This window comes from Agrobacterium sp. ES01 (genome assembly GCF_050320885.1).
GTDB lineage: Bacteria > Pseudomonadota > Alphaproteobacteria > Rhizobiales > Rhizobiaceae > Allorhizobium.
Window position 1 is genome coordinate 74122 of sequence record NZ_JBNQTH010000004.1, and the last position, 18380, is coordinate 92501.

16 protein-coding genes are annotated in these 18380 nt (G+C 56.7%); 8 read left to right on the forward strand and 8 right to left on the reverse strand.

The features are described from left to right. The first annotated feature begins 10 nt into the window (after positions 1 to 10). The 6 genes from ACQQ2Q_RS13280 (at position 11) to ACQQ2Q_RS13305 (ending at position 6457) form a co-directional block, all read left to right on the forward strand. Positions 11 to 1468 carry an FAD-binding oxidoreductase gene (locus ACQQ2Q_RS13280; RefSeq protein ID WP_428187578.1) on the forward strand — a complete coding sequence of 486 codons (1458 nt, stop codon included), beginning with the start codon at positions 11 to 13 and terminating at the stop codon, positions 1466 to 1468. A gap of 40 nt (positions 1469 to 1508) precedes the next feature. Next, positions 1509 to 2219 carry a FadR/GntR family transcriptional regulator gene (locus tag ACQQ2Q_RS13285; RefSeq protein ID WP_428187579.1) on the forward strand — a complete coding sequence of 237 codons (711 nt, stop codon included), beginning with the start codon at positions 1509 to 1511 and terminating at the stop codon, positions 2217 to 2219. Between the two features lie 189 nt (positions 2220 to 2408). Next, positions 2409 to 3569, forward strand: coding sequence for a fumarylacetoacetate hydrolase family protein (locus ACQQ2Q_RS13290; RefSeq protein ID WP_428187580.1), 1161 nt, complete (start codon positions 2409 to 2411; stop codon positions 3567 to 3569). Positions 3570 to 3589: 20 nt separating this feature from the next. Next, positions 3590 to 4123: a TRAP transporter small permease gene (locus tag ACQQ2Q_RS13295; RefSeq protein WP_428187581.1), complete on the forward strand. Its 534-nt coding sequence runs from the start codon at positions 3590 to 3592 to the stop codon at positions 4121 to 4123. A 1-nt stretch (position 4124) separates the two neighbouring features. Then, a complete protein-coding gene (locus ACQQ2Q_RS13300; RefSeq protein WP_428187582.1) occupies positions 4125 to 5402 on the forward strand; it encodes a TRAP transporter large permease in 1278 nt (425 codons plus the stop codon). Positions 5403 to 5452: 50 nt separating this feature from the next. Beyond that, positions 5453 to 6457 carry a TRAP transporter substrate-binding protein gene (locus ACQQ2Q_RS13305; RefSeq protein WP_428187583.1) on the forward strand — a complete coding sequence of 335 codons (1005 nt, stop codon included), beginning with the start codon at positions 5453 to 5455 and terminating at the stop codon, positions 6455 to 6457. A 105-nt stretch (positions 6458 to 6562) separates the two neighbouring features. Here the strand turns inward: ACQQ2Q_RS13305 and ACQQ2Q_RS13310 are convergent, their stop codons facing one another. From ACQQ2Q_RS13310 to ACQQ2Q_RS13325, 4 genes are all read right to left on the reverse strand, one after another. Next, on the reverse strand, positions 6563 to 7486 hold the full coding sequence (locus ACQQ2Q_RS13310) for a DMT family transporter (protein WP_428187584.1): 924 nt from the start codon (positions 7484 to 7486) through the stop codon (positions 6563 to 6565). Positions 7487 to 7519: 33 nt separating this feature from the next. Further along, positions 7520 to 8722, reverse strand: a complete 1203-nt coding sequence (locus ACQQ2Q_RS13315; protein ID WP_428187585.1) for a mandelate racemase/muconate lactonizing enzyme family protein — start codon at positions 8720 to 8722, stop codon at positions 7520 to 7522. Between the two features lie 19 nt (positions 8723 to 8741). Further along, the gene (locus ACQQ2Q_RS13320) at positions 8742 to 9443 is read right to left on the reverse strand and encodes a FadR/GntR family transcriptional regulator (RefSeq protein ID WP_428187586.1); all 702 of its coding nucleotides are present in this window, start codon (positions 9441 to 9443) and stop codon (positions 8742 to 8744) included. Between the two features lie 149 nt (positions 9444 to 9592). Beyond that, on the reverse strand, positions 9593 to 10636 hold the full coding sequence (locus ACQQ2Q_RS13325) for a helix-turn-helix domain-containing protein (RefSeq protein WP_428187587.1): 1044 nt from the start codon (positions 10634 to 10636) through the stop codon (positions 9593 to 9595). Between the two features lie 609 nt (positions 10637 to 11245). Here ACQQ2Q_RS13325 and ACQQ2Q_RS13330 point away from each other — a divergent pair. Continuing rightward, a complete protein-coding gene (locus tag ACQQ2Q_RS13330; RefSeq protein ID WP_428187588.1) occupies positions 11246 to 12787 on the forward strand; it encodes a lipase/acyltransferase domain-containing protein in 1542 nt (513 codons plus the stop codon). 33 nt (positions 12788 to 12820) lie between these two features. On the opposite strand, the gene ACQQ2Q_RS13335 is transcribed toward ACQQ2Q_RS13330, so the two are convergent. After that, positions 12821 to 14470, reverse strand: coding sequence for a sulfatase-like hydrolase/transferase (locus ACQQ2Q_RS13335; protein WP_428187589.1), 1650 nt, complete (start codon positions 14468 to 14470; stop codon positions 12821 to 12823). Positions 14471 to 14537: 67 nt separating this feature from the next. Between ACQQ2Q_RS13335 and ACQQ2Q_RS13340 the strand changes: the two genes are divergently transcribed. After that, a complete protein-coding gene (locus ACQQ2Q_RS13340) occupies positions 14538 to 15467 on the forward strand; it encodes a lysylphosphatidylglycerol synthase transmembrane domain-containing protein (RefSeq protein WP_428187590.1) in 930 nt (309 codons plus the stop codon). A gap of 8 nt (positions 15468 to 15475) precedes the next feature. Here the strand turns inward: ACQQ2Q_RS13340 and ACQQ2Q_RS13345 are convergent, their stop codons facing one another. The 3 genes from ACQQ2Q_RS13345 to ribA are packed head-to-tail and all read right to left on the reverse strand — an operon-like array spanning position 15476 to position 18132. Next, positions 15476 to 16237, reverse strand: a complete 762-nt coding sequence (locus tag ACQQ2Q_RS13345; protein ID WP_428187591.1) for an FkbM family methyltransferase — start codon at positions 16235 to 16237, stop codon at positions 15476 to 15478. Continuing rightward, the gene (locus ACQQ2Q_RS13350) at positions 16234 to 17019 is read right to left on the reverse strand and encodes a CDP-alcohol phosphatidyltransferase family protein (RefSeq protein ID WP_428187592.1); all 786 of its coding nucleotides are present in this window, start codon (positions 17017 to 17019) and stop codon (positions 16234 to 16236) included. The genes ACQQ2Q_RS13345 and ACQQ2Q_RS13350 overlap by 4 nt, the downstream gene beginning before the upstream one ends. A gap of 6 nt (positions 17020 to 17025) precedes the next feature. Further along, a complete protein-coding gene (ribA, locus tag ACQQ2Q_RS13355) occupies positions 17026 to 18132 on the reverse strand; it encodes a GTP cyclohydrolase II RibA (protein ID WP_428187593.1) in 1107 nt (368 codons plus the stop codon). Positions 18133 to 18380 lie beyond the last annotated feature (248 nt).

The following is an 18380-nucleotide window of genomic DNA, read 5'->3' on the forward strand; positions in this document are numbered from 1 at the left end:
GAGGGATTTTATGAACGAGCCAATGCAAAGCTTAGCCGAGGTGCCAGAGAATAGCCTTCACACCGAGAATTTGATTGCTGTACTCGGAGCCAATGTCGTGCTCACCGGTGAAGATGTGGTTCGCTATTGTCGGGATTGGCATGGCGATGTCACGACCGGGGCGGTGGCGGTATTGCGCCCGCGGTCGACTGAAGAGGTTGCAGCCGCGGTCAAGGCATGTGCGGCGCTTGGGTTGGGCATCGTTCCTCAAGGGGGCAATACCGGACTTGTCCTGGGTGCGACGCCCGATCAGCCTGCGGGTCAGGTGGTGATCAGTCTTGAGCGTATGACGGCCATCCGCCGTATCGATAGCGATGATTTTTCCGCTGTGGTTGAGGCAGGCTGCATCCTGTCCGAGTTCAAGGATGCCGTTGCCGAAAAAGGCATGTTCTTTCCGCTGGCACTTGGCGCCCAGGGGTCCTGCCGTATGGGCGGAAACGTGTCCACCAATGCCGGCGGCATCAATGTGCTGCGTTACGGTATGACGCGCGAGTTGGTTCTGGGGCTGGAAGTTGTGCTGCCGGATGGCACCGTATTCGATTGTCTGTCGACCCTGCGGAAGGATAATCGTGGCATTGATCTCAAGCAGTTGTTCATCGGCGCAGAAGGGACGCTTGGCATTATCACGGCCATTTCCGTCAAGCTCACGCCGGAACCGGACCAGGTGGCGACAGCTTTGCTGGGGCTCAATGCTCTGGATGACGCCATCAAGCTTTTCCGCCGCGCGCGGCGGGATTGCTGTGACCTGATGTCGGCCTTCGAGTTCATGCCGCCGCTTGCCTTTGTGCTGGCCCAGGAAGCAATCCCTGATCTGGCGATGCCTATTTCCGGCGAATACGAGGCCTATGTGCTGATGGAGATTTCAGGATCCGGTCTCGTCGATATCTCCGATCTGATGGAGCGCTTTCTTGAAGGTGTTATGGAAGAAGGTCTTGTGGCCGATGGTGTGATTGCGTCCTCGTCGACGCAGGCACGCAATCTATGGCTTTTCCGCGAGGGCATGAATGAAGGTCAGGCCAAGCGCGGTCCGCATTTGCGTACGGATATTTCCGTGCCGCTTTCTAAACTTGCGGATTTTGTCCGTGACGCCGAGGCCGCCGTTGCCGAGGCGTTGCCGGATTGCGTCTGCGTTTCTTATGGCCATGTGGGCGACGGCAATGTTCACCTGAACGTTCTGCCTCCGTCCGGACTTTCTCCAGACGAGGTCGCTCAGCGGATCTACAAGGCGAAGGTTGCCATCAACGGCGTTCTGGATGCCTATCAAGGGTCGATCAGTGCTGAACATGGTATCGGTCGATTGAAGCTGGCTGACCACGAAGCGCGGATGCCAAAGGTGAAGCGCAAATTGCTGACTGCCGTGAAGACGGCGATCGATCCAGCTTCTCTGATGAATCCGGGCTGCCAATTGAATTTCGACAAGAACTCGTAGAAAACATTTGTGGAGGACTGCATCAGCGGGGGAGACACGAGTGGATTTCGGTCAGATTAGGCGCGGAGAGCATTTGCCAGCGCGCATTGCGGCTCAGATCGGTCGAGAAATCGTCGAGGGACGCATCGCGCCGGGCGAGAGGCTTCCGACAGAGCATTTTCTTGCCAGCAGTTTTGGCGTCAGCCGGTCTGTGGTGCGCGAGGCCATTGCGCAGTTGCGCAATGAGGGCCTTGTCGAGACGAGGCAGGGCGTGGGCGCGTTCGCAACCGAGCAGCAGTCTCGCCAGGCGATCAGGATCGAGCAACACGACCTCGACAACAAATCGACTTTCCGGGACCTTTTTCAATTGCGCGTCCCTCTGGAAATCGAGGCCGCAGGCCTTGCCGCGGTCCATCATACAGACGCTGATCTGGCCAAACTCGATGAGACACTGGCGGCCATGATGGGCGCGGATAAGTGGACGGAACAGGGGATCGTCGCCGATCTCGCCTTTCATCGTGCTGTGGCGACGTCGACCGGCAATGAATATTTCTCGATCTTCATCGGATTCATCGCCGAGCGGATCAGTCTGGCCATCAACGAAGCGCGGGCGGTGGCTGTGCTGGAAGAGATTGTGGAGGTGACAATTGCCGAGCATGTGGACATCCGCGATGCAATCGCCACCCGAGATCCGAAAAAGGCGCGGGAGGCGATGAAGTCGCACTTGTCCGGCGCGGCCAAGCGCATTGGGCTGACAATCGCTTCCTATTGAGTTTCACAAATTGAGCTGTGCTAAATTTCGCAGCCTAAATGAGGAATTCGCGTAACTATAGTCAGTTTGACTGCTAGACAGGTTGCAAAACTAAAACTACAACGTCGCTGGCCGCGTTGTCAGACATCCGGACAATGTGGCAAGGTGTTTACATAAAACCCTGTCCGGGAGACATGGGGGAGGATTATTTTGAAACTCACGCGTTCACTTAACGCTGCGAAAATTTTGCCCGACGACGCTTCGCAGGCGTTGCTGATTGGTCGCGTCTGGTCGAAAGCCGTTGATGGCCCCTGTGTCGTGCTCGTTCGAGACGATCGTGTGTTCGATCTGTCATCCTTATCCGCCACAGTGTCGTCGCTTCTGGAAGCCGAGAACATTGTTGAGCAGTTGAAGTCTGCCGAAGGCCTTGCCGATCTCGGTGCCTTGGATGACTTCCTCTCCGGCGAGGCCGGCGAATTGCTGGCACCCATCGACCTTCAGGCAGTCAAGGCTGCAGGCGTGACGTTTGCCGACAGCATGCTTGAGCGTGTGATCGAAGAGCAGGCCAAAGGCGATGCATCGCGGGCCCAGGCTATACGCGAGCAATTGGCGCCAGTCCTTGGCGACAGCCTTCGCGGACTGGTCGCCGGCTCGGAACAGGCCAGCAAGGTCAAGGCGCTTCTGCAGGACATGAACCTCTGGTCGCAGTATCTCGAGGTCGGCATCGGTCCCGATGCGGAAATCTTCACTAAGTCACAGCCCATGTCATCGGTTGGATGCGGCGCGCTTGTGGGTATTCACCCGATGTCGGAATGGAATAATCCGGAACCTGAAGTGGTTCTGGTCCTGCGCTCCGATGGTCAGATCGTCGGTGCGACGCTTGGAAATGACGTCAACCTGCGCGATGTTGAAGGTCGTTCGGCGCTTCTGCTGTCGAAGGCCAAGGATAACAACGCGTCGTGCTCGATAGGGCCGTTCATCCGCCTGTTTGACGCGGGATTCTCGCTTGAAGATTTGTCGCGAGTGAAGGTTTCGCTGCATGTCGAAGGCGAAGATGGTTTCGTCATGGCCGGCGAAAGTCCGATGGAAGCGATCAGTCGCACTCCGTCCGATCTCGCACGCCAGTTGCTCAATCGCAATCACCAGTATCCTGATGGTGCTGTTCTGTTTCTGGGAACCATGTTTGCACCGGTCAAGGACCGCCGTGGCGAGGGGCAAGGCTTCACCCATGAAATGGGTGACCGGGTTGAAATTTCCACGCCAAAGCTTGGACGGTTGGTCAACTGGGTTCAGCGCAGCAATGCCTGCCCGGAATGGACCTTCGGTCTGGGTGCGCTGATGAAAAACCTCGCAGGCCGCGGCCTTTTGTAAACAGAACCAGGGAGGAACGGATGCAAAAAGTCGTCGATCTTTTCTACCGATTTCTCGAAACCCTGATGGTGCTGCTTCTTGCAGGCATGGCGATCATGGTCTTCGGAAATGTTGTGCTGCGCTATGGCTTCAATTCGGGCCTCAATGTTTCCGATGAACTGTCGCGATATTTCTTCGTCTGGCTCACCTTCATCGGCGCTGTGGTCGGGTTTCGTGAATATGGTCATATGGGTGTCGAGACCGTTGTGGCGATGTTCGGGCGCAAGGGCCGCATCGTATTGATGGCTATCACCAATCTCGTGATCATAGCGGTCTCCGCGATCTTCTTCTGGGGTACCTGGAAACAGCTGCCGATCAATATGAGCATGAGTGCTCCGGTGACCGGGCTTTCCATGGGCTGGGTCTATGGTATTGGCTTCTTCACCGGCACAGGCTGTATTTTGATTGCCTTGGAACGCCTGTTTCGTATCGCCACCGGTCGCATAACCGAGCGTGAACTCGCCGCTTTCGCCGGCGAAGACATGTCCATAGAACATCTGTCGGAGCGCGGCTGATATGACCCTTCTGGTATTTATAGTATCGCTTCTCGGCGCCATGGCGATTGGTGTGCCGGTCGCCTTCGCGCTGATGTTCTGCGGTGTCGTGCTCATGAGCTACATGGGCATGTTCAACAGCCAGATTATCGCGCAAAACATGATCATCGGCGCTGATACATTCACGCTGCTTGCTATTCCGTTCTTCATTCTTGCCGGCGAGTTGATGAATGCAGGCGGCTTGTCTCGCCGCATCATTGAATTCGCGATTGCCTGTGTGGGCCATATTCGCGGCGGTCTGGGTATCGTTGCGATCATGGCTGCGATCATCATGGCCAGTATCTCCGGCTCGGCTGCTGCCGATACGGCGGCACTTGCCGCGATCCTGATCCCGATGATGGCCAATGCCGGTTACAACGTGCCGCGTTCCGGCGGTTTGATTGCGGCTGGTGGTATCATTGCTCCCGTCATCCCGCCGTCGATGGCTTTCATCGTCTTCGGTGTGTCGGCAAACGTTTCGATCACACAGCTTTTCATGGCTGGTATCGTGCCTGGCATTTTCATGGGCTTTGCCCTGATTGCCATGTGGCTCGTCGTTGTCCGCAAGGACAAGATCGAAGCCTTGCCGAAGGCGTCCGGTGCTGAGCGTCTTGGAGCAACTGGCCGTGCGCTTTGGGCGCTGGGCATGCCGGTCATTATTCTCGGCGGTATCAAGGCTGGCGTCGTGACGCCAACCGAAGCTGCAGTGATTGCCGCTGCCTATGCTCTTTTTGTCGGCATGGTGATTTACCGCGAGCTGAAGCCAAAGGACCTGCCATCGGTTATCCTGCGGGCCGCCAAGACGACGTCCATCGTTATGTTCCTCGTCTGTGCGGCGCTGGTTTCGGCCTGGCTTATTACGGCTGCGAATATTCCGGCGGAGGTCGCTGGCTATATCGAGCCGCTGATCGACCGGCCAAAGCTGCTGATGCTTGTCATCATGTTGCTGATCCTGGTCGTCGGTACGGCGCTCGACCTGACGCCGACCATCCTGATCCTGACCCCTGTCTTGATGCCGATCATCAAGATGGCCGGTATCGATCCAGTCTATTTCGGTGTGATGTTCATCATGAACTGCTGCATCGGTCTCATCACGCCGCCTGTTGGCGTCGTGCTGAACGTGGTGAGTGGTGTGGGGCGCATTCCCCTCGGCAAGGTCGTGGTCGGCATTCTGCCGTTCCTCCTCGTCGAAGTCTGCGTGCTCATGCTGTTCGTTCTATTCCCCGAAATCATCATGGTGCCTGCACGGTGGCTGCATTGAGGGGTTTCAACGCCTATCGTTTAACTTCAACCATCCTTTGGGAGGATAATATGAGAAAGATTCTACTCGCGACTACGGCACTTGCATTTGCTGCTTCCGCATCCGCTCCGGCCTTTGCTGAATTCAACGATCGCAACATCCGCGTTTCGAACGGCATCAATGCCGACCACCCGGTCGGCAACGGTATCGAAGCAATGCAGAAATGCCTGGACGACAAGTCCGGTGGCAAGCTGAAGCTGACCGCATTCTGGGGCGGCGCTCTTGGCGGCGACTTGCAGGCCACGCAGGCTCTGCGTTCGGGCGTACAGGAAGCAGTCGTCACGTCGTCTTCGCCGCTCGTCGGCATCGTGCCTGCTCTCGGCGTGTTCGACCTTCCGTTCCTGTTTGCCAATGCACAGGAAGCCTACACGGTTCTCGACGGCGAGTTCGGTGACATGATGAACGAGAAGCTCGAAGCTGTTGGTCTCGTAAACCTCGCTTACTGGGAAAACGGCTTCCGTAACCTGTCGAACTCGGTTCGTCCGGTCACCAAGTGGGAAGACATGGAAGGCATGAAGGTTCGCGTCATGCAGAACAACGTCTTCCTCGACACGTTCCAGAACCTCGGCGCCAACGCGACGCCAATGGCATTCGGCGAAGTGTTCTCGGCTCTCGAAACCAACACGATCGATGCACAGGAAAACCCTTATGTGACGATCGATACTTCGAAGTTCTACGAAGTTCAGAAGTATGTGACCGAGACCAACCACGCTTACACGCCGTTCCTGTTCCTGTTCTCTAAGGCTATTTTTGATACCTATACGCCTGACGAGCAGGCTGCTCTTAGCGAATGCGCAAAGGTCGGCCGCGATGTTGAGCGTTCGGTCATCGGCGATCTGAACAAGAAGTCGCTGGAAAAGATCGAAGCTGAAGGCATCAAGTTCAATCAGCTTTCTCCCGAAGAGCAGGTCCGCATTCGCGAAAAGTCGATGGTTGTTTACGACAAGCACAAGGCTGAAATCGGCGCTGACGTCGTTGACTCCGTTCTTGCTGAATTGAAGAAGATCCGCAACTAACAGACCAAATGACGGCTGCGGTTGCAGTCATAGAAGAGCCCGCAGCGGGAAACCGCTGCGGGCTTTTTTGTCTCTGCCCGAGACTGGGCGGGCGCGTTAAAACATCTATTCAGGAACTGCCGGCAGAACGGTGTCCCGAGCCTTCAACTGGCGCTCCCGGAAGAAGATAAAGAGGCCGGAACCGATAATCAGCGCTGAACCGACCAGCATGGTGGTGCGCGGCAGATCACCGAAGAACATCCAGCCGAAGATGATTGCCCAAATGAGAAGCGTGTATTGAAGCGGTGCCACGGTGGCGGCATCCGAGATCTTCAAGGCACGATTGACCAGCATGTGGGCCAGCATGGCGACAACGCCGAGCAGGCATAGCAGCAGTATCTCGCTTGAGGAATTCAGCGGGGCCCAGTTGAAGGGTGCGAAGATCAGGCCTGCAATGGCTGCACCCAAAAGCTGGAAGAAGACGAGTGTCTTGTCCGGAGTGCCCCGCAATGTTCGACCGGTCAAAAGCATAAATGCAAAGGCGACCGAACCCACGATCGAGATGATGGCCGGCATGGTGAACATTGCGCTTGACGGTTCAAGCGTGATCAACACGCCGATGAAGCCAAACGAGATTGCTGTCCAACGGCGCCAGCCCACCTTCTCCTTGAGCAGGAGCGGGGAGGCGGCGGCGACATAAATAGGCGCGGCCAGCCAGTATGTCATCACGTCCGCCAGAGGCAGGTACATTACGGCGTAATAGAAGCAGAAGACCTCGCCTGTGGAGAAGGCAACTCTTGCGAATTGCATGAGAGGTCTCTCGGCGCTGATGATCGGTTTCAGGCCCGCGTGCCATAGAAATGGCGACAGGATCAACAGAGCGGCAACGCTGCGGATCAGCACCACCTGGCCCAGCCCATAGCTCGCCACCAGCCATTTGCCCATGGCATCATTGAGGGCAAACATGAACATGCCCAGAAGCATGATCGCTGGCCCGGCAACAGGCGCCAAACGCGCCGCGAAATTGTCGGTCTCGGTGGTGCTGGCCATTCATATCCTCCCAGATGGCTAAGACGAAATCGTTCAGAGCGTGGTCGCGTCGGACCGTCTGCGACTGACGGTAAAGGCGCGCTCCAGATCGGGGTTCAGTTCCATCCCAAGGCCTGCTCCCGGAGGCACCGTTATCATGCCATTGCGCACCTCTGGAAGAGCCGTCACAAGGTCGCGGTACCATGTGCGGTAAAAGGCACGCACACTTTCCTGGAAGACCGCATTCGGCGCATTGAGCGAAAGGTGGGTCGAGGCACAGAGCACCACCGGCCCCGTGCAGTCATGAGGTGCAACTGGCAGATGCCAGGTTTCCGCCATCGAGGCAATCTTGCGTGCCTCCGACAGGCCGCCGCACCAGCTTATATCGAGCATGACAACGCCCGCGACACCGGTCTCCAGATAGTCGCGGAAACCCCAGCGCGAACCGAGTGTCTCGGAGGCAGAAATTGGCGCCGGCGATACTTCGGCGTAGCGCTTGAGGCTTGAAAGACTGTCCATCTTGATCGGATCTTCATGCCAGAAGGTCTGGAACGGTGTCAGCGCCTTTGCAATCTGCATGGCGGGCAGAAGTTGCCACATGGAGTGGAACTCCACCATGATATCCATCTTGTCGCCCACAGCTGCACGGATCTTTTCGAATGGTACCAGTGCCTGTTTCAGATCAGTCAACGAAATATATGTGCCGCGCGTCTTTTCGGCTGCCGGATCGAAGGGCCAGATCTTCATGGCCGTGATGCCCTCTTCCAGCAGGGATTGGGCGAGTTCGTCTGCATGGTTCAGGAAGCCATTCAGGTCGTCGTAGTCGCTGCCCTTGGACAGACCGAAATTGGCTGTGGTCTGGCCGGTCGCCTTCTTGATGTATTCAGTCCCGGCGCAAGTGTTGTAGGTGCGGATTTCCTTTCGGGTAAAACCACCGAGCAATTGCGCAATCGGCTGGCCGGTTGCTTTGCCGAATATATCCCAGAGCGCGATATCAAAGGCGGAGTTACCGCGCACTTCTGCCCCGGACGAGCGGAAGCCGACATAGCCAACAAGATCTGCCGAAAGCCGGTCAATTTCCAGAGGATCGCGGCCGATGACGCGTGGTGCGATATATTCATGTACATAGGCTTCAACGGTCTCTGCACCAAAGAAGGTTTCGCCCAGACCTGTGATGCCTTCGTCTGTATGAACCTGAACCCAGAGCAGGTTGGCGCGCTCGGCAATGCGCACCGTTTCAATGCCGGTGATTTTCATAGGAACTCCATTTTATTATTCAGGTGAGACCGGCGACCGCGAGTGCCTTGAGGCTGAGGTCGAAATGTCGCTCCATCATTGAGGCAGCGACCAAGGGATTACCGGCCGAGATTGCTTCGGCAAGATCGAGGTGCAACTGGTTCATGGCGTCTCGTTCGACATCGCTTGATCGTGCTTTCCAGCCAATCGGCCAGCTTTCGACGATGACACCACGGAAGGCGCCGATGATGAGTGCGAAAACCGGATTGCGCGAGGCTTTGGCGATTGCCGTATGCAGTGCCAGGTCGTGCTCCATGACCACTTCCGGGCGATCGAGACTGTTTTGCATGGCGCGTGCGTGGGCAATAATTTGAATTGCCTCCTCATCGCTGCGCCTGAGGGCAGCAAGGCTTGCTGTTCTCGCCTCAATGGTCCGTCGGGCGTCGTAAATCTGGCGGATATCGATCTGGTCAGTCGTCACGCCGTGGCGGAACGTCATGGCGATCGAACTGTCATCGAGTTCGGCGACTGTCGGGCGCTTGCCGACGCCGAGGTCGACCAGCCGCATTGCCGCCAGCGAGCGCAAGGCTTCCCGTATCACCGTTCGCGAAACGTTGAGGCTGTCGGTGAGCGTCGCTTCCGATGGCAGTTTGTCGCCGGCTTTAAGCTGGTTATCACGTATGAGGCTCGATATCTGCCCCACCGCAATGGCAACGCGGTCACCGGAAACAGGCTCAATCATGTTATCTCCAGACCCAATTAATCCTACAGAATTGAAAAACCTGTAGTACAGGTTTTTATTTTCGCCAAGATCAATCTGGTATTTCGGGCAACAAAAAAGGGACCCGGCGGGGTCCCTTTGACGTCAGCTTCACTTCGAGATGACAACCCTTAACCGTCGACTTGAAGCAGCCATTGCATGAAGGTCGTTGGCTTTGAGCGGTTTGGCATCTTGCCGGAATTGCCAATCTCGCGTGCGTCCCTTGGGCTGTAGCCATAGCGCGTGCGAAACATGCGACTGAAATGCGCTGTGTCGGTGAAGCCGTAGTCATAGGCGATGGTGCTGATCATTCTTCGATCAGTAATTTTTTCAAGCGCATTGTGGCAGGCAGCCAATCGGCGATTGCGGATAAATTTGCAAACGCCGCCGCTGTTCTGGAAGAGATAATAGAGCTTGCGCCGCGAGATCTTCAAGGCTTTGCATAGGCTATCTGATCCCAGCTCGGGAGATGCAAGGTTTTCGTCGATATGCTTGCGCGCCAGTTCGAGCAGGCCAGCCGATATCGGCAAGGATGCGTCTTCAAGAGTGTCTTGGGTCTGCCTGAGTGATGCGGCAAGAAGCGCAGAGAAAGAGCTTGCCACGGATGGAATATCCTCGAGGGTCAGCGTTGCCCTATGTCTCTCGAGAGACAGGATGAATTCCTGCAGGACAGGTTTCATGGTGCCGCTAATCGCGCGGTGACTTGCTGCATCGAGTGAAGTGGAAAGCTCCGGGAAGTTATCTCGAGCGAGCCAGATGCAGATCACACTTCCGGCGCTAGCGTTTGCAGAGATCGGTCGGACATAGGATCGAAGGTCCAGGCTGCCCGCATGGCTTTGCAGTACACGGTTGCCGGAGCAACTGATCTCGCTACCGGTCTTGCGCAATACCAGCTGCCAGTGATCCAGCTCCATCCGCTGGACGTGCTGAGAGGTTCGGCGATATTGCATCGCGTCGTAGTCCATGGTGGCGATGTGCAGCTTTCGGAAATCATGACCAATGAGCGTTGCTGAAAATCCGTCATTATCGTTGGTCGCGGGGCGGGCTTCCGCAATTGGCGCACTGATTTCGCGCCAATAGTCCCATTGTTCGGTCTTACGCTTTACAAGCGTGGTAAAGCGTTGTTCTGGCAGGACCGTTTCCGGCTCCTCAATGTCTTTAATCAGTGCTCTCACGGCGACACCACATTCTGGCCCGCAACAGAGCGGGAGGAATTCTTCAGATTGTGCGGCTAGCACGCAAGGCGTGGTAATCACCGTTGTAATATAGGAAAAAGCTTACGTAATGTCGGCGGTTTCTTCGAAATCGCGAGCCTGCAAATAGCAGCGTGGTACGTATTTTATTCGATCGCCCCCTATTTGTTCCATAGGCTTTTTGGCCTAATCGTTGTCAATCTGAAGCCATTTATTGTGTTACGGTGCAAACTGACTGGGCCGCACTGGAGTGAGGCTGCGGTCATGGATATTGGGGCTGCATTATGTGCGGACGGGCGCTGTGTCAAAGATGGGGAACCGCTTTGTTATTCCAGGGGCGTAGCAGGTCAAGTCGGTGCCGGAGATACAATTCGGGGAGTGACGCTCGTCACGCCCTACACCACAGATGCTTGTTGTATTTGCCTCCTGAAAGCAGGCTGAAAAGCGACCGCTTTTGATCGCGTCCTTCGTGACATTTTCATGCGACTGCAGTTCAAAAAACGATTTATGCCATTGGGACAAGGTCAGGCGTCATCAGGGCTGCAACCGTTTATCGATAGAATACAGACCTAACCGAGTTGGTGGCATCATATGCGTAATCGTAAACATTCTCGCTTCCCCGCATTGTTGGGCACTTTGTGCATCGGGCTTGCAACCCTGCTTGGTCTAACGCCGCAAAGTATTCCAGCATTCGCGCAGTCCGCTGTGGTTCGGCCAGAACGTCCCTTGGTGTTCGTCCCCGGGCTTCAGGGCTCGAGACTCTGCAGCAATGACGCTTCCGGCAACGAGACGGTGGTCTGGGGGACCGTTGACGCCATCGTCCGCTTCCCGGAACTGGCTGTCAGTGGCAAGCCGGATGCTATCAAACCTTGCGGTCTCATCCGGGAGATATCCTACCTGGGTGTCTATACGCAGGATGTTTATGCTCCTTTTATCGAACGCCTGAAGAAGGAGGGGTATCGCGAAGGGGAAACGCTTTTTTTATTCGATTATGATTGGCGCCTGAGTGCGTTCGATAATGCAAAAGAGCTCGCTGATTTTGTCGATCGCAGGCTGCCTGATGGCCAGCGTTTCGACCTGGTCGCCCACAGCTTCGGCGGTCTGGTGGCGCGGGCCTACGCGCTGGATGAAGGTGGTGCAGATCGCATAGATCACCTGATCAGCGCCGCCACGCCTTGGCGCGGATCGGTTGAGGTGTTCGATCTCCTGCAGAATGGCTGGGGGGCAACCAATATCTTAATGGGCGGACTGGACGGGTTTCGCAGTACCATTCTCACGTTTCAGTCCATGTTCGAACTCATGCCGCGCTATCGCGGCTGCTGTGGTGACAGCGTCTCCTCGGCCGATGGATTTGACGCGCGTGACGCAGCAGCTTGGAACCGTTTGAACTGGAGCGCCGTTGATCGAGATAATCTACCAGATCTGTCTGATCTGTCCGATCGTCAGGCCAGAATAAACGATCTCATCGCACGAGTACTGCCGGCCTCCGTTGAAGACGTTCTAGTCGTAGGAGATGATCAGCGCACTCCGGTGCAATATTCGCTCAACGCCAGCGGGACTGAGGCGCAGTTTGTCATTCACACAGGCTGGGAGGGCGACGGCACAGTGGCGCGCGATAGCGCCGTTTTACGAAAGCGTGTAACCTTTCCGACCAGCTTCGCAACACACGAATCCATTCTGAATGAAACCTCCGTGCAGGATTTTGTCGTAGCAACATTGGCCAGGGGTGCCGATCAGGCCCTTCGTGACGTGCCGGTGCGGGAACGCACATCTGTCCTCACATCCGTTGGCGAACTCGTCGAACTCATTGGCGTGTCAGTCACTGCCGATCAGCCGGCATACCGCGCAGGGTCGACCGTCAAGGTTTCGGTCCATGTTCGGCTGGATGCCGGCAATGTGGTTGATGCGCGTATTATCGACATATCTGCAGTGCGACCGGACGGAACAGAGATCAGCGTCGCACCCATCTCCGATCCGCAAGCATCCGATCCTACAAGTCCGCTGGAGCAATCTTTTTCGGCCACGGTCGATACGGGAATGGTTGCCGGTCCACTCACGTTCACCGCAACACTGTCGGCAGAGGGTATGGAAACGCGGCAAGCAACACTGTCAGTCCCCGTGCTTGCCCGGTGAACGCCGCCGAACCGTCAGTTCGCCACGCTTGGCTTACGGATCGCTGAAGTTTTTCACTAGCAGATCGCGCATCTTATCCATCGGCTGCTCCGGCAGGTCGGCGGTCGGGGTCATGCCGGGGCTGAAGCCATCATGGGTAAATTTGGCGATCAGCTTTTTGTCGCGGCTGATGATGTGCAGCGGGACCGCGCGTGATGCGTCGGGACCCGTGATAATGGACGCCGGCTGGTGATCGCCGAGAATGATGAAGACCGCGTCGTCTCCGAAGCGCGCGACATAATCGCCGAGTGTTTGAAGCGAATAGTCGATCGTCTCGATATATTGCTTGCGAACCCGGTCGTGATCTGACCAGACGACAGAGGGCGTGTCGCCGCTGGTGGCCTGATCATTGAAAGCGGTACCGTCGCCCACGTCATTCCAATCGATCAGCGTCGGCACCGGCGTCCAGGGGGCGTGGCTGGAAATCAGTGCGATTTCCGCCATCACCGGTTGGCCCTGACGGTTTGCCGGTCGACGCGCCAGTTTGTCGAAAGCAGACAGGGTATATTGGTCCGGCATGGTGACCCAGTTGAACGGCTTGCCCTTATATTCAAGGTCCTTGGCTGCAAGGACCTGATCGTAGCCAAAATAATCCGCTTCCGGCCAATCCATGGAAATGGCCGGCATGACTGCTGTCGTTTTCCAGCCCGCCCACTGAAACAGCCGGTTGAGGCTTGGCCGTTTGCTGATCATCAACCGGTCATAACGTGCCTGGCTGTCGACCCAGAGACCTGACAGGAATGTGCCATGGGCAAGCCAGCTCAAGCCGCCAACCGTTGGCGAGCGGCTCCATGTCGTTGCCGAGGCAAAGCCCGCAGCGTCGAGCTGTTGCTCCACGCTTTGAAGTCGCGGTCTGATCAGGCTGCTGTAGCGCGGATCTTCAATCGCGCTTCGACCATAGGACTCGACAAAGACCAGCACAACATCACGTCCGCGAATGCCTTGAAAGAGGCTTTTTTCAGCCGCGTTACCCTCCGCCTCTTCGGCGGCGAGCTGCTGCTCGAAAACGTGCATATCAGCAACGGATTTGGCCACCAGCGATAGTCTCGCCTCAAGGTAAGAGGCGGCTCGCGCGTCCGCGATGCCGCCAAGCCCAAGGCTCGTGCCGGACATCCACACGGCAGTCCCGAGCGCGAGAATAGCAACAAACGGGATCGCCAGAGTTCTCTTCTGCCGCGGATGGGCAATCGCTATGCGGCGTTGCGCGAGGAAAAATGCAATCGCCAGTCCGATGAAGCCGGTCAGAACCAGGGCGATCAGCAAGGCTGTCTGCCACGCGCCAATGGTTCCCGACAGTAGATTCCAGCCGTCGAACAGCATTTTGATATCGAGGTAGGGATTAAAGCGCCTCTGGAAAGCCGACTGCACGCCGATATCGGCGATCCGCAAAAACAGCGAGGTGAAAACGACGAGCGTTGTCAGGACGGCAAATGGCGTTCCTAGCCTGCGGGGCAACAGCAGCAAGGCAAGAAGCAAAAGAGGTATCTCCAGCGGAAAACGCAGGAAAACATGTGGGCGGAATGCGCCTGGATGATCGGGCAGGGTGAGCCCCACAAACGCAATGACAACGGTCACGACAACGGCAATGATAATTTTGTGCCACTTGTGTTGCACGGTGTTGTCGGCCATTGCGTTTCGCGGCATGACGGCAGTCTCCAAATTCTGACTTATTAGAAGTTGCGGGCATAGCCGCATTCAGGAAAAAAATACGATGAACCTCAAATTCGCAATTCCGGCGATATTGATCTGTGCCGCTATTCTGGCGGCTCTGATCGCTTTTGTGGAACCGGAGAGTGTTCTGGCGGCTTTTCGTGAGGTTCCGATCACGTCCGTGGTTGCGGCGCTGATTGTGGTACAGGTCCAGATCGTTCTCTCGGCGGTTCGTTGGCGCTTCACGGCGAAGAGACTTGATCACCAGATCTCGCTGTCGCTGGCTATACGGGAATATTATGTGAGCAGCCTTTTGAACCAGCTCCTGCCGGGAGGTATGGCGGGTGATGCGTTTCGCGCCTATCGCAACCGAACCGACGAAAGCGGCGGCTGGAAGCGGCCTGCAACTGCGGTGCTGCTGGAGAGGCTTTCGGGACAAGTTGCCTTCTTCTTTCTGATCGGCCTTGGCCTCTTCGCATGGCCCTTGCTTCTGTCGGATCATCTTCCCGATGGGTTTGCGGTGCTGGTCTGGATATTTGTGTCGGTGCTTGTCGGGTGTGCGACGCTTGGAACCGTATTCTGGCGGAGCAATCTGTTTGAGCGGTTCAGGCGGTTGAAGCCGGATCTGGCTGCCGTGTTCTGGCAGGGTGGTGCGCTGCGCGTCCAGGTGGGCTTGAGCGTTTTGATTGTGGCCGGTTATGTCGCGACGTTCCTGATCGCATCTGATGCGGTTGGCGCGACGCTGCCGGTGGTCGCTGCCATGACGGCAATCCCGCTTTGCCTGTTGACGATGCTGATCCCTGCTGGCGTGGGTGGCTGGGGCACACGCGAGGCTGCTGCTGCCGCCCTGTGGCCGCTGTTCGGCTTCACCAGCGCTCAAGGCCTGTCTGCAAGCCTGCTCTACGGACTTTTGTCCATTGCGGGAGCTGCCCTTCCAGGACTGTTCTTTATCGTTCAATCCCTGCTGCGCGGACGTATCGGCCAGGCCTAGGCGCGACATTACTCGACCAGCCGGAGCCGGGCGTAGATGTCTCCGGATGGGCTATCCGCTGTCAGGTCCGACAAGTCGGACAGTAGTTCGTCAGCGTTCTTCCAGTTTGCATAGAGGAATTGATGCCGTTCTCCGACCACTCTGTTGAACCGGTAATCACCGAGTAAGGCCAGCCGGTCGATGGATTCTTTTGCAATCGATGGCATCGCTGGAATGTATTCGAAGGCGATCAGGGCCAAGGGCTCGCTCAATCCCTTCAATATCTCCGCTTCAGCGCCTTCAACGTCGATCTTGCAAAAGGCCGGTTTGCCATAGCGTGCAATCAGCGCGTCGAGCGTGGTCATGGGGACCTTTATCTGGCGATCCCAGACAACGTTGCTAAAACTGCCCACTGTTTTTGCGCGCTCGATAAACTGGCTCGAAATGCTGGTGACAGTTGGATGACGGCTTGAAATATTCAGGGTGATTTCGCCTTCAGAGGCGCCGACTGCCACGCGTTCGAAACCCTTCAGCTGCGATGCAAAATGTTTTGCGATCAGGTCTGCAAATGCCGGTTGAGGCTCCACAGCGACGACCTTTGCGCCAAGGGAGAGCATGGTCTTGCTGCGGCTACCCACATGCGCGCCGATGTCGAACACCAGATCTCCGGGGGAGACCAGATCGCGGTAGAAGGTTTTCAGCGCCGACCTGCGCCAGGGCTGGCCATAGTAGACCACCAGGGAGCGTGTCATGCCGACGGCCGTGTTCAGGTGGCGCAATAGTGCCGTCATGCGCTTGCCCTGTGCGTGAAGAGATAGACCGTATCGACGGTGAAGGAATAGACCAGCAGTCCAAGGGCTATGGCGGCGATTGCTGTTGACTGCGGAACTGTCACGAACGGTGTCAGGACAAAGCAGAGGGCAAGGCCCTGCACGACGCAGACTGTCTTGCGGCGCAGCGACGACGGTAACTCTCCGCGCAACGTCGGGATTGCCCATTGAGCAATCAAGAAGCCATAGCGCAAGAGGCCGATAAGCAAGACCCACCAACCGGCCTTGCCGAGGGCCATCGCTGCCACAGACAGGACCATGATCAAAAGGGCGTCGATTTCCATGTCGAAGCGTGCGCCAAGGGTCGATTCTTGTCTGAGGCGACGTGCGAGATAACCGTCAACGCCGTCCAGCACCAACGCTGCCACAACCAGGCCGACCAAGACCCATGGCAGTGTAGCCTGCCAATAGATATCCAGAGAAAAGACGACGAGTGCTGCGACAATGCTGGTGATTGCGGCGCGCACTGCAGTGACCAGATTGGCGTAGCCAAAACGCACATAGGGATGGTGCGGGAGGGCATAGATCACAATTGTAAAGATCAGCAGAAGAAGAGCTGCTGCTGACGCGAACACCTTGGGGCCGAGCGACAGGTGCGATGCGAGCAGGACATAGGCCGCGGAGGCGCTGAAGAAGACCGCGCCCAGAACCGACAAAGTATTGGTCAGCAGATTCGGCTGTACCGGCCAGCGGCCAGTGGCGCGCTTGGGCAATACCGATATCGTTTGATCAAACTGTGCCATCGCTGTTTACTCCGCTGCGACGATTGACTGAATATCGAGAAGGTGGCCAGCCCGTATGGCTTTTGTACGAAGGTAATTCTCGTTTTCTGCCGTTACACGTCCGGTGACGGGCGCACGTGCATCGACGTCTATCCCCCCCATTCGCAATCCGGCAATCTTGGTCGGATTGTTGGTGTAGAGGATGACTTTTCGAATATCGAGTAGCTGCAGCATTGCGACCGCAGCTTCATAACGTCGGTGATCCGGGCCGAGGCCCAGTTCGGCGTCGGCATCGATCGTATCCAGGCCTTCATGCTGATAGCCATAGGCGCGCATCTTGGCGCCAATCCCGGTGCCTCGGCCTTCCTGATCGAGATAGAGCAACACGCCGCCGCCAGCTTGCTTCAGTAAAGCCAGGCCGTTTCTCAACTGATCGCCGCAATCGCACTTTAACGAACCGCACAGGTCGCCGGTCAAACAGGATGAATGGATGCGGACGGGCACTGCTTTGGTGAGATCCGGCTTGCCGACGATAATCGCGACCTGATCCTTCTGGGCGAGACCGCCGCGGAAGATCACGAAGTCCGCGTTTCCGAGATCCTTCAGCGGCACTCTTGTGCGTACGACCTTGTCGAAGCTCTGCCGCGCCGTATCGGCACCCTGCAGATCGCCATGATCAAGCCTGCAGCAACCTTCAAAGCGGGACGCGGTGTCGGTGATGTCTGCGCAAACCATTGCGGGGAGCAAGAGTGCAAGCCGTGCGAGTTCTGCGGAAGCACTGACCAACGGATTTGCAGCATGCCATTGTGATGGCGCTTGTACGCCTCTTGCGTAGGACAGGCGGGATGCGTGCTCGAAGGAGATGTCTGACAGCGGAACAGAGATGTCGCCCAGTGCATCGATACCGAGACGCTTCGCCCTTGGCGCGGTTAGTAAAAGCGAGTGCTTGTTGTCTGTCGCATTTGCAAACTGCGCGTAGATGGAAGGAGATACGCAGTCGAGGGCCAGTACTGCAAGTGTAGTGTCGCCGCTTTGCAAAACCACCGGCCGGCCAAAGCGCAGTTCGGACACTGCGCGTTCCACCTTCATGGCCGGCGTTGCAAACTGAAAACCGAAGTTGTCAGCCTTTGACATTGACATATCTCCTAAAATCGATTGAGCGCATGAGCTGCTACAAGTTGCGAATTCAGTGTTAAATAACGCAGCTCGCTCGTACGAACAGAGCGGGGTGTAGACCGATCTTTCAACTTTTCGCGAGGTCAATCTTGCGACCTGCACGGAAAATCCAAGTTTTTGCACATCAGTCCAAGTTGATGCGTGTACGTTATGGCGCATCAAGTGATAACGCTCCGATTGCAGCGGTTGCTCTGGACGTGAGAGGA

Bases quoted from the DNA above. Each gene is read 5' to 3' on its own strand.
- ACQQ2Q_RS13335 (WP_428187589.1), bottom strand. From the start codon at position 14,470: ATGCCGCGAAACGCAATGGCCGACAACACCGTGCAACACAAGTGGCAC.
- ACQQ2Q_RS13330 (WP_428187588.1), top strand. From the start codon at position 11,246: ATGCGTAATCGTAAACATTCTCGCTTCCCCGCATTGTTGGGCACTTTG.
- ACQQ2Q_RS13340 (WP_428187590.1), top strand. From the start codon at position 14,538: ATGAACCTCAAATTCGCAATTCCGGCGATATTGATCTGTGCCGCTATT.
- ACQQ2Q_RS13350 (WP_428187592.1), bottom strand. From the start codon at position 17,019: ATGGCACAGTTTGATCAAACGATATCGGTATTGCCCAAGCGCGCCACT.
- ACQQ2Q_RS13315 (WP_428187585.1), bottom strand. From the start codon at position 8,722: ATGAAAATCACCGGCATTGAAACGGTGCGCATTGCCGAGCGCGCCAAC.
- ACQQ2Q_RS13300 (WP_428187582.1), top strand. From the start codon at position 4,125: ATGACCCTTCTGGTATTTATAGTATCGCTTCTCGGCGCCATGGCGATT.
- ACQQ2Q_RS13345 (WP_428187591.1), bottom strand. From the start codon at position 16,237: ATGACGGCACTATTGCGCCACCTGAACACGGCCGTCGGCATGACACGC.
- ACQQ2Q_RS13280 (WP_428187578.1), top strand. From the start codon at position 11: ATGAACGAGCCAATGCAAAGCTTAGCCGAGGTGCCAGAGAATAGCCTT.
- ACQQ2Q_RS13310 (WP_428187584.1), bottom strand. From the start codon at position 7,486: ATGGCCAGCACCACCGAGACCGACAATTTCGCGGCGCGTTTGGCGCCT.
- ACQQ2Q_RS13305 (WP_428187583.1), top strand. From the start codon at position 5,453: ATGAGAAAGATTCTACTCGCGACTACGGCACTTGCATTTGCTGCTTCC.
- ribA (WP_428187593.1), bottom strand. From the start codon at position 18,132: ATGTCAAAGGCTGACAACTTCGGTTTTCAGTTTGCAACGCCGGCCATG.
- ACQQ2Q_RS13320 (WP_428187586.1), bottom strand. From the start codon at position 9,443: ATGATTGAGCCTGTTTCCGGTGACCGCGTTGCCATTGCGGTGGGGCAG.
- ACQQ2Q_RS13295 (WP_428187581.1), top strand. From the start codon at position 3,590: ATGCAAAAAGTCGTCGATCTTTTCTACCGATTTCTCGAAACCCTGATG.